A 13,186-nucleotide genomic window follows, 5' to 3' on the forward strand; every position below is an offset into this window, starting at 1 on the left:
ATTTTCACATTTATCGAAGGCACTTCTTTTCAGGAACAGTCGATCATCATGTTGAAGATTAAAGCCGTGCGCCCGGAGTGGGTGACGCTCATTGCCAGTGCCTTTTTATTGATCGCATTCAATCTGGTGTTGTGGCAACACCTGTTTGAAATCACCGCGGCTGACGGTAAAGGTATCGTCATGCGCATTGCGTTCGGTGCAATGATCCTGGCGGCCTTCAATATAGTGTTGACCCTGCTGGCATTCCGGCCTGTCCTGAAGCCGGTCCTGATGTTGCTGTTCATGATCAGCGCCGGCGTTGTGTATTTCATGAGTCAATATGGCGTATTGATCGATGCAGGCATGCTGCGCAACTTCGCAGAAACCAATGCCACGGAAGTGCGTGACTTACTGTCGATAAAGTTGCTTGTGTATATAGTGTTGCTCGGTGTTTTTCCGGCGTGGTTAGTGTGGGTGACGCCGATCAATTACCGTCGCTGGCACCATGAATTATTAAGTAAGGTTCTGGTAAGTATTGTATCGGTTGCGGTCATTGGTGGTGTGGCATTGATTAACTATCAAGGTCTTTCGTCGTTGTTTCGTAATCACCATGAACTGCGTTTGATGCTGGTGCCCAGCAACTACATCGGTGCCTCATTTAATTACTTGGGCGAACAGGTCGCCTCTGCGCAACAACCTTTTGTCAAAGTCGGTGAGGATGCCCAGCGAAACCCCGCCTGGCAAACCCATGGCCGCAAATCCCTGACCGTGCTGGTGGTGGGCGAGAGTGCGAGGGCTGAGAACTTCGGTATCCTCGGTTACGACCGCGATACCACGCCAAAACTTGATAAAGAGGCCGGCCTGATCGCTTTCACGGACGTGCACTCCTGCGGTACGGAAACCGCCGTGTCGGTGCCCTGCATGTTTTCCAACATGGGTCGCAAGGATTACAACGCCAGCAAGGCAAAGAATGAAGAAGGTCTGCTGGACGTGCTCAAGCGGGCGGGGCTGGATGTGATCTGGCGCGATAACCAGTCGGGCTGCAAGGGTACTTGCGACCGGGTGACACTCGACGATGTCAGTAACCTGAAAGACCCGGTGCTGTGCGCCAACAGTGAATGCCGCGATGAGATCCTGCTGCAAGGCCTGCAGCATTTTATCGACAACCTCGATAAAGACACCGTTCTGGTGCTGCACCAGATGGGCAGCCATGGCCCGGAGTATTTCAAACGCTATCCGAAAGAATACGAACGCTTCACCCCGGTCTGTGAAAGTAATGCGCTGAACAATTGCAGTCGCGAAAGTATTGTCAACGGCTACGACAACACGCTGGTGTATACCGACCACGTGCTGTCGACCTTGATCGACCTGTTGCGCAGCAATCAGGACAAGGTCGATACCGCCATGTTGTATCTGTCCGACCACGGTGAATCCCTGGGCGAATACAACCTGTTCCTGCACGGCACGCCTTACATGCTGGCACCGGAGCAACAGAAGCATGTAGCCATGCTGGCCTGGTTCTCCGACAGCTATCAAAAGTCGTTTTCGGTGGACACCCATTGCCTGCAACTGAGCCGGGAAAAGCCCCTGAGCCAGGACAACCTGTTTCATTCGATGCTGGGGTTGCTGGAGGTCAACAGCAAGGCCTACAACCAGGATCTGGATATGTTTTCCGGTTGCCGTGGGGCAGTGATCGACGGGGTGTTGGCCAAGGAGTGACAGCGTTCAATACGTCGCTGATGTACTGGTGTCGGGCAAATGGCGGCTTTTCTAGCACGGTGTAAGGTTTTTTCGCTCAAGCTCTTGTTCAGTGGATGCGCGGAAATCGTCGGGGGCGATATATACTGCGGGCCATTCTTCAAGGGAGAGCCGTGTGGCCATCGATATTCACTGGATTCGCGACAACGATAGCCTCGGCCGGTTTTGCGCCGAGTGGCAGCAGTTGCCCTACGTTGCCCTCGACACCGAATTCATGCGGGTCGACACCTTCTATCCGATCGCCGGCCTGCTGCAGGTGGGCGATGGCACGCGCGCCTATCTGATTGATCCGCTGAGCATCGACAATTGGCAGCCGCTGGCCGCGCTGCTGGAAAACCCGGCCGTGGTCAAAGTCCTGCATGCCTGCAGCGAAGACCTCGAAGTTCTGCTGCGCCTGACCGGCAGCCTGCCGGCGACGTTGTTCGATACTCAACTGGCCGCCGCGTACCTGAACCTGGGGTTTTCCATGGGCTATTCGCGGTTGGTGCAGGAAGTGCTCGGCATCGATCTGCCCAAGGGCGAAACCCGTTCCGATTGGCTGCAACGTCCGCTGTCCGAGACCCAGATCAGCTACGCCGCTGAAGACGCCGTGCACCTTGCGGAAGTTTTCGTACAGCTGCGTCCAAAGCTATCCGACGATAAATATGCATGGGTCCTGGAAGACGGCGCCGAACTGGTGGCCAACCTGCGCCGCGAGACCGACCCCTATGAGGTCTATCGCGACGCCAAGCTGGCCTGGAAACTGTCCCGCGCCCAACTGGCCGTGCTGCGTGAACTCTGCGCCTGGCGTGAGACTGAGGCCCGTGCCCGTGACCTGCCGCGCAACCGCATCATCCGCGAACACTCGCTGTGGCCACTGGCGCGCACCCAGCCAGACAATCTCGGCGCATTGGCGAAAATCGAAGACATGCACCCGCGTACCGTGCGTCAGGACGGCGAGTTTCTGCTTGATCTGATCAAGCGCTCTGGCAGTGTGTCGCCAGATCAATGGCCGCCAGCCGTACCGGAGCCGTTGCCGGTGGACGCCGCCGCCCTGCTCAAGCAGTTGAAAGCCATCGGCCAGGCCGAGGCCGAGCGCCTGAACATCGCACCGGAACTGATGCTGCGCAAGAAAACCCTGGAAGCGCTGCTCAAGAGCGGCTTCCCCAAGGGTCCCTACCAATTGCCTGATTCGCTGCGTGGCTGGCGCCGCGAATTGATGGGCCAGGCGCTGCTCGACAGCCTGGCCACCGCCGGAGAACAGCCTTGAAACGTATTTGCTCCATCTACCGCAGTTCGAAGAAAAACGAGATGTACCTCTATGTGCTCAAAAGCGATGCACTCGAGCGTGTACCGGAACCGTTGATGGCCGCCTTCGGCAAAGCCATCCACGCTTTCGACCTGGTATTGACCCCCGAGCGCAAGCTGTCGCGCGAGGACATCACCGTCGTCCTGGAAAACCTCGAGAAGCAGGGCTATCACCTGCAAATGCCGCCGGCCGAAGAGGAATACATCGAGCACTTGCCGGAAGAGCTGTTGCGCCGCAACGACCCGATGTAACCGGCAGACAGGCTCTGTTCAGAGCCTTTGTGAAACACTGGAATGATTTTGGCGATGGCCGCTTCGACGCGGGGATGCTCCGTCGGCGGCCGTCTGCAGCGTTTTTTGAAAGGTTGAAGCATGCGCGTTCTGATTGCCGAACACGACCACCCTGTGTACGCCCAACTCCTGCGCGAGGCCGCGCCGGAGCTGGAAGTGCTGACCAGCAGTGACTCCGCCGAACTGGCTCGCCAGGCTGCCGAGTGTCCGGTCTGGCTCGGCCAACCCGACCTGCTGGCGACCCTGCTGCGTCAAGGCCACCAGCCACAATGGCTGCAGTCGACTTGGGCGGGGATCACGCCGCTGTTGGCCGACGGTCTGCCACGCCACTATCGCCTGACCCGCGCAGTGGGGATTTTCGGCCAGGTCATGGCCGAATACGTGCTGACCTACATGCTCGGTCACGAGCGAGAAGTGCTGGCACGGCTGGTCAGCCAGGTCGAGCGCAAGTGGGACAGTCGCCATGGCCAGAGCCTGGCGGGGCGCAAGGTGCTGATCGTCGGCACCGGTGACATCGGGCAGACCGTGGCGCAGTTCCTCGTACCCTTTGGCGTCGAGTTGTATGGCATCGCCAGTGAGGCTCGTGAACAGGCGCCGTTTGTCGAAGTCGGCTCATTGTCCGACTTGCCGCGTTTGGTTGGTCAAGTGGATTACGTGATCAATCTGCTGCCAAATACACCGAACACCCACGATATCTACAATGCAGCACTGTTCAAACAATTCAAGCCGACCGGGTTGTTCATCAATGTCGGGCGCGGTGTGGCGGTGGTCGATGCAGACCTGGTGGAAGCTTTGAAAGAAGGCCATCTGGTGGGGGCGGTGATCGATGTCTGCCGTCAGGAGCCACTGCCACAGCGGCATCCGTTCTGGACGGCCTGGGGCCTGCTGCTGACCGGTCACAGCTCGGCACCGACGTCGCCATCCTTGATGGTGAAGCTGTTTGTCGAGAACCTGCGGGCGTATCAGGCGGGTGAGGCGTTGCGCGGGGAAGTGGATTTCGAACGCGGGTATTGAGTCCACCCAAGATCAAAATGTGGGAGCGAGCAAGCCCGCTCCCACATTGGTTTTGTGGTGTTGGTTACAGGGCGAAATCACCTTCAGCAGCGAGTTCGCTCAACGGACGACGCGGGCTTGGCTCTTCACGGGCTTGCAGGTACTCGGCCAGGGTGGCCTTGTCACCCAGTTTGCCGATCGCCACGGCGGCGTGCAGGGCGTAGCCCTGCGGAATGTTCAGCTCCTTGCGGGTCAGTTCCTGATCGAAACCGGCCATGCCGTGGGTGTGCCAGCCGCTGATGCTCGCTTGCAGCGCCAGGTGACCCCAGGCCGACCCGGTGTCGAAGGTGTGCCACAGGGCCGGGGTTTCTTCGGTGGCGCCAGGCACTGCGAAGGTGGTCTTCGAGATCACGATCACCAGTGCCGAGGCGTGTTGCGCCCAGCTGCGGTTGAACTCGTTCAGCAGGCCCAGGTAACGCTCCCAGTTCGGCGTGTCGCGACGTGCATAGAGAAAGCGCCAAGGCTGCGAGTTATACGCTGAAGGCGCCCAGCGTGCGGCTTCGAAGAAGCTCAGCAGGGTTTCTTGCGGGATGGTTTCGCCGGTGAAGGCGCGGGGCGACCAGCGATCGGTGAACTGAGGGTGGATGGCGTAATCGGCAACGCGTGGGTTTGCACTCATCAAGAGATTCCTTGCTACGTTTGAATGTGAGGGACGTCTGAACCTGCGGGCGCAGTTGGGCTGAGCGATGAGGTCTGTCGAGAGCCGTGGCGGTTCACCGTCATGCAACGCGGTCGCGCGTTAATGGCACTTGGGTAGGGCTCCTTGCGACTGGCAAAGCTACTTGGCGACGCCAAAACTGACAAGCCCCGATCTACCGGCAGTCGCCAGTGCTTGGCCCGCGCGGCTGCGGGCACTAGACTGGCGGCCTTTTCACCACCTGATGTTGATGCTTGAGCCATGGCCGCCAAAGTCGAACCGTTCTGGATACGCAAAACCCTCGATCAACTCGATCAAGAGGAATGGGAATCGCTGTGCGACGGTTGTGGTCTGTGCTGCCTGCAAAAACTCGAAGATGAAGACGACAACAGCGTCTATTACACGCGAATCGCCTGCAAACTGCTGGATCTGAAAACCTGCCAGTGCAGCGATTACCCGAACCGTCGCGAGTCGGTGCCCGATTGCATCCAGCTCACCCCGGGCAAGGCCGATGAATTCAAATGGCTGCCGCCGACCTGCGGTTATCGTCTGGTCAGCGAGGGCAAGGACTTGCCGTTGTGGCATCACCTGGTGTGCGGGGATCGCGATGCCGTGCATCACGAACGCATTTCCCAGTCAGGACGCATGCTCGCCGAAGGCAGCGTCCCCGAAGATGACTGGGAAGACCATCTGATTTTCCGGGCGGGTTGATCGACCAGCGAGTTAATGTTGCACCAAGGAGTGTGTATGGCTGGGGGATGGCAGCGGGCATTGTTCGTTGGGCTACTGACCTTGAGTTCGCCGGTGTGGGCGGCGAAAAAGGTCGACCTGGATTACCACGTACGCCTGTTGCCGCAAAGCGACCAGGCTGAAGTGCGCCTCACGCTGGCGCAAGGTTCGGCGGTCCGCAGTCTGGATTTCAACCTTGGCGATGGAAGCCAATACAGCGATTTCAAGGCCGACGGCCAGTGGCAACTGACACCGGGCAAGCACGCCCGAGGTGTCTGGCATCCGGCTGCCGACCAGGTCAGTCTGACCTACCGTGTACGCATCGGCCAAGGCCGCAAGAGCGGCAGCTTCGATACGCGCATGACCCCGACCTGGGCGTTACTGCGCGGTGACGATCTGGTACCCGCCGCCAGGCTTGACCAGCAAGACGGTATCGAATTGGTGTCACGCCTTGAATTCGAGTTGCCCAACGGCTGGAAAAGCGTCGAAACCGCCTGGCCGCGAATCGGCAAGAACAAGTTCCGCATCGACAACGTCTCCCGCTTGTTCGACCGGCCCACCGGCTGGATGCTCGCCGGTCATCTGGGCAGCCGCCGCACTCGCCTGGGGGAAACCGAAGTCACCGTGGCGTCGCCCCAAGGCCAGGGTATGCGGCGAATGGATGTGCTGACCCTGTTGACGTTCGTATGGCCGCAAGTGCAAGCCGTATTCCCTCGTCATCCCACCAAGCTGCTGATCGTCGGCGCCAATGATCCGATGTGGCGTGGCAGTCTCGCCGCGCATGAGTCGATCTACCTGAACAGCCGCTTGCCGCTGGTCAGTGAAAGCGGCAGCAGTGCACTGGTGCGGGAGTTGGCCCAGCTGTTCGGGCGGATAAACGACCGGCAGCGCAGTGACTGGATCAGTGAAGGTTTTGCCGAGTACTACGCCATCGAACTGGTGCGACGCGCGGGTGGCATGAGTGACGAGCGCTACCAGAGTTTGCAGGGACGATTGGCGAAGGACAGTCAGAAAGTCACCACTTTGCGCGGCGAGCAGGCCAGCCCGGCGCAGATTTCCAAAGCGGTGGTGTTGATGCAGGAGCTGGATCGCGAGATTCGCCTGAAGACTCGTAACAAGCGTTCGCTGGATGATGTACTGCGCGGGGCGATGCGGCTGGGGAGTCTGGATACCAAGGAGTTCGTTCAGCTCTCGGAGAGCGTGATTGGCGACTCCTCCAGAGTGCTTGATACCGGGTTGCTTCAGTAATTGCGCCTTCGCGAGCAGGCTTGCTCCCGCCTTTGATCCTGGTGTTCACAAATTATGTGTTCACTGAGGATCCCTTGGGGGAGCGAGCCTGCTCGCGAAGGGGCCGAATCAGGCTCACTGAACTATCAGGATCAACCCCCGCTTTTCGGCGACTTCAACGATTCATTCCCGGTAACGGTCGCGGTTTTGGTCGCCGCCTCGGCATTGGCCTTCAACTGGCTCAACTCTTCACCGGCGCGCTGGATTTTCGCCCGCACGTTGTTCATGTCCTGACGACTTTTTTCCAGCAGGCTTTTCGCCGAGCTGTGGCCAGTTATGCCGCGTGCCAGGGCGACACCACCGATGGCCACTTGAATCAAGCCGAAGATGCCGCCGCGACGCAGACCCTTGCCCACCATCACTGCGCCACCGGCCAGGGAACCGATGCGTTCCCAACCTTGAACGTTGTGGTCGGTATGCGTCTGGAACGGGGTGGATTCGATGCGCTCTACGCGTTTGAGTTCGCTCATGATCTGTCTCCAGGCTTCGGTTCAGTAATGGATAGTCAGCTGACTGCCGGGACGGTCAGCCGGTTCCATCGGATAGGCCGCAACTCAGCGGAATTTCGGCCCCGAGCGGGTATTGAGGCCCTTGGCCATACGGTCGTACAGCACAACGTTGACCGTGGCGGCCAGGTTCATGCAGCCGGTGGTCGGGATGTAGACCACGTCTTCGCACCAGTCTCGAATGTCCTTATCCAGCGAGCCGTCTTCCGGGCCAAAGATGTACAGCGCACGGTCCGGATGAGTGTACTCAGGCAACGGACGGGCGCCGTCGACCAGCTCCACGGCGACCGGAACGCAGTTCAGCGGCAGGATTTTCTTCAAGTCGTCGATGCCGATCAGCGGGATGTCGTAGTGGACGCGCTTGGTGTCGGTGACGAAGTCGGCAGCACGCTCATAGCGCTTGCCGGTATAGAACACCGATGCCACGCCATAACAGCCAGCGGCGCGCATCACCGAACCGACGTTCTCCGGTGACTTGGGGTTATACAAACCAATGCAGCTGTACCGTTTGTCTGCCACGAGCGGGGTGCCTTTCGGGAAAAAAGCGCGATTATACGGGGATTGGGGCAGGGGGGGCAGTTTGAGATTGGTGGTGTTTGGGCAGCCGCCTTCGCGAGCAGGCTCGCTCCCATATGGGAATATGTGGTGTACACAAAACCACTGTGGGAGCGAGCCTGCTCGCGAAGGGGCCCGCCCAGTCACTGAAAATCTCAGTCTTCTTTCTTCATCAACCCGGCCAAGGCAGCAAACGGATTATGCGTCGCCTTGGCGATCTTCGGCGTGCTCAACGACCCTTCATCAAAATACTGCTGGTCGGTATAGCGCGAGTGTTCGTTATCGTGGCAGTACAAGCACAACAGCTCCCAGTTCGAACCGTCCTGCGGGTTGTTGTCGTGGTTGTGGTCGCGGTGATGCACGGTCAGTTCGCTCAGGCGCTTGCCGGAGAATTCACGGGCGCAACGGCCGCACACGTGCGGGTACATCTTCAAGGCCTTGTCGCGGTAACCCATTTCCTTGTCGCGCTGGTTGTCGGCGAGGATGCGGTCCAGCTTCGACGTATTGGTTGGGGTGGACGAACTCATGGGTTCACCTTTGTAAAAAGACTAATGACGGTTATGAACAGAGTTTAGCTCAGCCCTTGAGCTTCTCGGCAATCCAGATTGTGTGGCGGGTGCCCTTGTTGCCATGGGCGAATACCTGCACTTCCTCGGCCTTGAACCCGGCTTTTTTCAGTTTGTCGGAAAACTGCCGGTCTGCGCTGGCTGACCAGACCGCCAGTACGCCTTTTGGGCGCAGGGCCTTGGCGCAGGCGCTCAGGCCGCCGGCGGAGTAGAGCCAGCTGTTGGCCTTCTGGGTCAGGCCTTCGGGGCCGTTATCGACGTCGAGCATGATCGCATCGAAACCTTGCGGCTCGGCTTGCAGTACTTTGGCCACGTCTGCCATGCGGATGACGGTGCGCGGATCAAGCAACGGGTTCCCGGCTTTCTCGCCCAATGGCCCGCGGTTCCACTCCACCACGCCCGGTACCAGTTCGGCGACCACCACTTCAGCCGTCTTGCCCAAATGCTTGAGCGCCGAGGCCAGGGTGAAACCCATGCCCAGGCCACCGATCAGCACCCGCGAATGCGGGCGCCCTGCGACCTTGCGACAAGGAATCTCGGCCAAGGCATCCTCGGAGCCGTGCATGCGGGTGTTCATCAGTTGTCCGCCGTCACCACCCTGGATCTTGATGACGAAGTCCTCGCCGTATTCGAACAGGCACAGGGCACCGCCGTTCTCGGGAATAGGGGTGGTGTCGAGTAGAACGAAACGTTTCATGGGGCTCACTTGAGGAGAAAATGGCGGCAGAGGGGAGGGCAAACGGACGCAGTTGGGAGTAGCCTGCACATGACAACAAGGCCAACGGAGCCATTGATGAAGCGCACCATTCTAACGGTCATTGCACTGGCCGCGCTCTCGATTACTGCAGTGCAGGCCCAACCGCTGCAAACCACGCCCGTCAGTCCCGCACCGATGCCCGGTTCACCTGGCACAGCGACACCCACGCCGTATCCGCAAATCACCCCTGCGCCCTTGCCCAAGGTCGGCCCCGGCAGCGGCGGTCCACCACTGGTGCCGATCGACATGCCCAGCCCGCCGACCAAGGATCAGCCGGTGCCAGGGATCGATCAGAATCCGCCGAAGGTCAAGTCGCCCGGCGGTTAGACCTGCTGCGCAAGCAATTGGCCGTCGGCCATGCGCAGGCGCTTGGAGAGGGAAACGGCGAGGGCACGGATGATCTTGGCGGCGATTTTCGGCGCATCGTTAAGCATTTTTTCCAGGGAATCCTTGCCCAGGTTGAGCAACTGACAGTGGCTCGCCGCCACGCAGCTGGCCGAGCGGCGTTCGCCATCGAGTACGGCCATTTCGCCGAACGAGCGGCCACTGCGCAGCGTAGCAATGGTCACCAGTTGCCCGTCGCTGGTGGTCTTCTGCACGGCCACCTGACCGGTGTGGATGATGCACATGAAACTGCCGGCATCGCCTTCGTGGAAAATCTCTTCACCCTGGGCAATGGTGCTGATACTGAAATAACCCGAGGCCGCGGCGAAGTCGGCTGGCAACAACTGGTTGAACAGGCCGCAGTCCATCAGCCAGTCTCGAATTTCGTTGTTCAGATGAGTCGGTTCTGACATATCGGGCGGTCTTTATTGATGTGTCTGTTACGGGCTTGATATTGAAATCACCGCAATCCCTTCTGTGGGAGCGAGCCTGCTCGCGAAGTGGCCATTACATTCAACACATATGTCGACTGAAACATAGCCTTCACGAGCAGGCTCGCTCCCACAGGGGATCATTGTTGCATCGGACCCGGTGTCCGGAATTAAGACCGGAGTACCGCGCCAAGTTCCTCAGGCAACCCCCAAAACCTTGAACAAAAATGCGTATTCGAGCGCTACGTCACGCAATCCTTGATACCGACCGCTCATCCCGCCATGTCCGGCGCCCAGTTCGGTCTTGAGCAGCAGGGGATTGGTGTCGGTTTTGGTCGCGCGCAACTTGGCGACCCACTTGGCGGCTTCCCAGTACTGCACGCGGCTGTCGTTATAGCCGGCGATCACCAAGGTCGCCGGATAGGCTTGCGCGGTGACGTTTTCGTACGGGGCGTAGGCCTTGATCCGATCATGGACGTCCGGTTCTTCAGGATTGCCCCACTCGTCGTATTCGGTGACGGTCAACGGCAGATCCGGGTCCAGCATGGTATTGAGTACATCGACGAACGGTACTTCGGCGATTGCTGCGCCGAACAGCTCCGGCCTTTGGTTGAGTACCGCCCCGATCAGCAGACCGCCGGCACTGCCACCACTGATCGCCAGTTGTGGCGCGGTGGTGAAGCCATTGGCAATCAAGTGCTCGGCACAGGCGATGAAGTCACTGAAGGTGTTGTGCTTGTGTTCCTGTTTACCGGCGCGATACCAGGCTTCACCCAGCTCGCCACCGCCGCGCACGTGAGCGATGGCGAACGCCATGCCGCGATCGAGCAAGCTCAGGCGTGCGTGGGAGAACCACGGGTCGAGGCTTTCGCCATAGGCGCCGTAGCCGTACAGGTACAGGGGCGTCGGCTTGCCGAGCGCTTCGCGTTTGACCACAAGGCTGATCGGCACTTTCGTACCGTCGGGCGCTGTCGCCCAGAGGCGCTGGCTGACGTAGGCATCGGCGTCGAACGGGCCGAGTACCGGCGTTTCCTTGAGGACTTTCTGTTCGCCGTTGACCAGTTCCAGCTGGCGGATCTGCGCCGGACGGTTCAACGCTTCGTAGCGCAGGCGGATCCGCTCGCTGATGAACTCCAGGCTGTTCTGCACGTGCAGGCTGTAGGCTGCGTCCGGCAGTTGCACCCGGTAGCTCGGCAAGTCCTGTGGGTAGACTTCAATGATCGGCAAGCCACCTTCTCGCAGACTCAAGGTCATGGCGCCAGCGTTCAGGCTCATGCCTTCGATCATCACTGTGTCGCTATGGGGGATCAGGTTGTGCCAGGCGGATTCGACGGGCGCGACGCCGGTATCGACGGCGGTGTACAGGGCGAAGTTGATGCCGTCGCGATTGGTGCGTATGAACCAGGTCCATTGGCCGTCGAGCGCGCCGTGGTCGACGTCGTATTCATGGTCTTCGACCCGTGGCGCAATGCAGGTAAAGGCATGCTGCGGCTGGTTGGCATCGAGTACCCAGACTTCGCTGGTGGTTTTGCTGCCGACAGACAACAGCAGTTGCTGCTCGGAGCTGGAACGGTAGCAATGCATGAAAAAGCGGCCGTCCGGCTCATGGAACACTTCTTCGGCCGCCGTGCCGTCCAGGCGATAGCGGAACAGTTTGTGCGGGCGATGGGTGTCGTCCAGTTCGCCGAAAAACAGGGTCAGGCTGTCATTGGCCCAGGTCATGCTGCCATCGCAGTCCTGGAACTCCAGTTCACTGACGCGACCGTCGGACAATTCCTTCACGAACAAGGTGAAGATCTCGTCACCCGTGGAGTCGATGCTATAGGCCAGGCGTTGGTGGTCCGGGCTGATGCTGAACGCGCCGAGGGAAAAGAAGCCGCCGTTGGCCAGTGCGTTCGGGTCCAGCAGCAGTTGTTCCTGGCTTTCGTCGAGTTTCAGGCTGTCGTCGGCCGGACGCGGGCAGCGGTAATGCCGGGCGTATTCGTCACCCGCCGTGGTGCGCGTGTAATACAAGTAAGGTCCCCACGGCGAGGGCAGGGACAGGTCGGTTTCGAGAATCCGGCCCTTGATCTCCTCGAACAGGGTTTCACGCAGTCCGGCCTGATCGGCGGTTTGCGCCTCCTGATAGTGGTTTTCAGCCTTCAGGTAGTCGAGCACCGCATCGGTGTCGCGCTCCTGCAGCCAGGCATACGGGTCATCACCCTCGGCCTTGCGGGCGATCGGGGCGTCGGAAACGTTGGCGGATAGGGGCATGAAGGACTCTCGATCAATGTACGTAAAAGTGGGCTTGGAAACCTGTGGGAGCAAGCCTGCTCGCGAAGAGGTCATCACATTCGACATCAATGTTGACTGAACCACCGCTTTCGCGAGCAGGCTCGCTCCCACATGGATTGCGCTTGGAGCAAGCCTGACGTGCGAAAAGCCGTTATCATAAGCGCCTCTTTGCCTGCCTTGCCATGGACACCATGACCGAGAACGACTATCTGATCGCTTGGGGCCTCTACGCCTTTGCCGCTTTGGGCTGCCTGTTGGTGTGGATGCGCATCACCCGCTGGATGTGGCGTTGGCTGCGTGAACCGCTGCGGTTGCTGATGGCGGTGCTGCTGTTCAGCCCGACCATTATCGACCCGGTGAAGGAGAAGGTCGCCCCGGCCATCGCCATTACCGCCCTGGACCTGTTGTTCAAGGTCGGCAATAACGCATGGCGGGCCATTTCCGATCTGTTCATGTACGGCATGATCGCTTTCGGCATTTACCTGGTGTTCGTGGCCATCCGCTTCCCCATCGAACGCGCCGCCAATGCGCGCAAGGAACAGGCCGATGCCGCCAAAGCCGCCGCCCGTGTCGACGAACCGGAAGAAGAACACCCGTTCGGCGGTGCCGGCGATGATCGCTACGGTCGCCCGCCAGTGCCGAGCAATCCCCAGCGTATGCGGGTCGAACCCCGTCTGTAACCTTGCCCCAGG

The 13,186-nt window shown here is 59.7% G+C and carries 15 protein-coding genes; 8 read left to right on the top strand and 7 right to left on the bottom strand.

Translation table 11 applies throughout. The features are described 5' to 3' along the window. The first annotated feature begins 48 nt into the window (after window positions 1-48). From AC07ZE_RS07950 to AC07ZE_RS07965, 4 genes are all read left to right on the top strand, one after another. On the top strand, window positions 49-1,698 hold the full coding sequence (locus tag AC07ZE_RS07950) for a phosphoethanolamine transferase (RefSeq protein WP_207263047.1): 1,650 nt from the start codon (window positions 49-51) through the stop codon (window positions 1,696-1,698). 154 nt (window positions 1,699-1,852) lie between these two features. Further along, window positions 1,853-2,986 carry a ribonuclease D gene (gene rnd / locus AC07ZE_RS07955; RefSeq protein WP_207263049.1) on the top strand — a complete coding sequence of 378 codons (1,134 nt, stop codon included), beginning with the start codon at window positions 1,853-1,855 and terminating at the stop codon, window positions 2,984-2,986. Further along, window positions 2,983-3,276: a YcgL domain-containing protein gene (locus AC07ZE_RS07960; protein WP_207263051.1), complete on the top strand. Its 294-nt coding sequence runs from the start codon at window positions 2,983-2,985 to the stop codon at window positions 3,274-3,276. Before rnd ends, AC07ZE_RS07960 begins: the two co-directional genes overlap by 4 nt. Window positions 3,277-3,396: 120 nt before the next feature. After that, window positions 3,397-4,329, top strand: coding sequence for a D-2-hydroxyacid dehydrogenase (locus tag AC07ZE_RS07965; RefSeq protein WP_207263053.1), 933 nt, complete (start codon window positions 3,397-3,399; stop codon window positions 4,327-4,329). Between the two features lie 64 nt (window positions 4,330-4,393). On the opposite strand, the gene AC07ZE_RS07970 is transcribed toward AC07ZE_RS07965, so the two are convergent. Then, window positions 4,394-4,987, bottom strand: a complete 594-nt coding sequence (locus AC07ZE_RS07970) for a nitroreductase family protein (protein WP_207263055.1) — start codon at window positions 4,985-4,987, stop codon at window positions 4,394-4,396. Window positions 4,988-5,266: 279 nt separating this feature from the next. Between AC07ZE_RS07970 and AC07ZE_RS07975 the strand changes: the two genes are divergently transcribed. Both AC07ZE_RS07975 and AC07ZE_RS07980 read left to right on the top strand, forming a co-directional pair. Next, a complete protein-coding gene (locus AC07ZE_RS07975; protein ID WP_207263057.1) occupies window positions 5,267-5,716 on the top strand; it encodes a YcgN family cysteine cluster protein in 450 nt (149 codons plus the stop codon). Between the two features lie 36 nt (window positions 5,717-5,752). Next, window positions 5,753-6,982, top strand: coding sequence for a hypothetical protein (locus AC07ZE_RS07980; protein ID WP_207263059.1), 1,230 nt, complete (start codon window positions 5,753-5,755; stop codon window positions 6,980-6,982). Window positions 6,983-7,113: 131 nt separating this feature from the next. On the opposite strand, the gene AC07ZE_RS07985 is transcribed toward AC07ZE_RS07980, so the two are convergent. The 4 genes from AC07ZE_RS07985 to AC07ZE_RS08000 all read right to left on the bottom strand — a co-directional run bounded on the left by AC07ZE_RS07985 (window position 7,114) and on the right by AC07ZE_RS08000 (window position 9,345). Next, entirely contained in the window at window positions 7,114-7,491 is a 378-nt protein-coding gene (locus AC07ZE_RS07985) for a YgaP family membrane protein (protein WP_207263061.1), read from the bottom strand. A gap of 84 nt (window positions 7,492-7,575) precedes the next feature. Beyond that, window positions 7,576-8,046, bottom strand: coding sequence for an RNA methyltransferase (locus AC07ZE_RS07990; protein ID WP_137804605.1), 471 nt, complete (start codon window positions 8,044-8,046; stop codon window positions 7,576-7,578). Window positions 8,047-8,237: 191 nt separating this feature from the next. After that, window positions 8,238-8,609: a YajD family HNH nuclease gene (locus AC07ZE_RS07995; RefSeq protein ID WP_007898702.1), complete on the bottom strand. Its 372-nt coding sequence runs from the start codon at window positions 8,607-8,609 to the stop codon at window positions 8,238-8,240. 49 nt (window positions 8,610-8,658) lie between these two features. Continuing rightward, a complete protein-coding gene (locus AC07ZE_RS08000; protein ID WP_207263063.1) occupies window positions 8,659-9,345 on the bottom strand; it encodes a spermidine synthase in 687 nt (228 codons plus the stop codon). Between the two features lie 96 nt (window positions 9,346-9,441). Here AC07ZE_RS08000 and AC07ZE_RS08005 point away from each other — a divergent pair, with 96 nt between their 5' ends. After that, window positions 9,442-9,732, top strand: a complete 291-nt coding sequence (locus AC07ZE_RS08005; RefSeq protein WP_207263065.1) for a hypothetical protein — start codon at window positions 9,442-9,444, stop codon at window positions 9,730-9,732. Here AC07ZE_RS08005 and AC07ZE_RS08010 read toward each other — a convergent pair. Together AC07ZE_RS08010 and AC07ZE_RS08015 are read right to left on the bottom strand one after the other, a co-directional pair. Then, a complete protein-coding gene (locus AC07ZE_RS08010) occupies window positions 9,729-10,202 on the bottom strand; it encodes a cyclic nucleotide-binding domain-containing protein (RefSeq protein WP_207263067.1) in 474 nt (157 codons plus the stop codon). The two genes, AC07ZE_RS08005 and AC07ZE_RS08010, sit on opposite strands and share 4 nt — an antisense overlap. Before the next feature lie 216 nt (window positions 10,203-10,418). Further along, window positions 10,419-12,473: a S9 family peptidase gene (locus AC07ZE_RS08015; protein WP_207263069.1), complete on the bottom strand. Its 2,055-nt coding sequence runs from the start codon at window positions 12,471-12,473 to the stop codon at window positions 10,419-10,421. 203 nt (window positions 12,474-12,676) lie between these two features. On the opposite strand from AC07ZE_RS08015, the gene AC07ZE_RS08020 reads away from it, so the two are divergent. Next, window positions 12,677-13,174, top strand: a complete 498-nt coding sequence (locus AC07ZE_RS08020; protein ID WP_207263070.1) for an MFS transporter — start codon at window positions 12,677-12,679, stop codon at window positions 13,172-13,174. Window positions 13,175-13,186 lie beyond the last annotated feature (12 nt).

It is taken from the genome of Pseudomonas sp. GW101-3H06 (assembly GCF_059424605.1).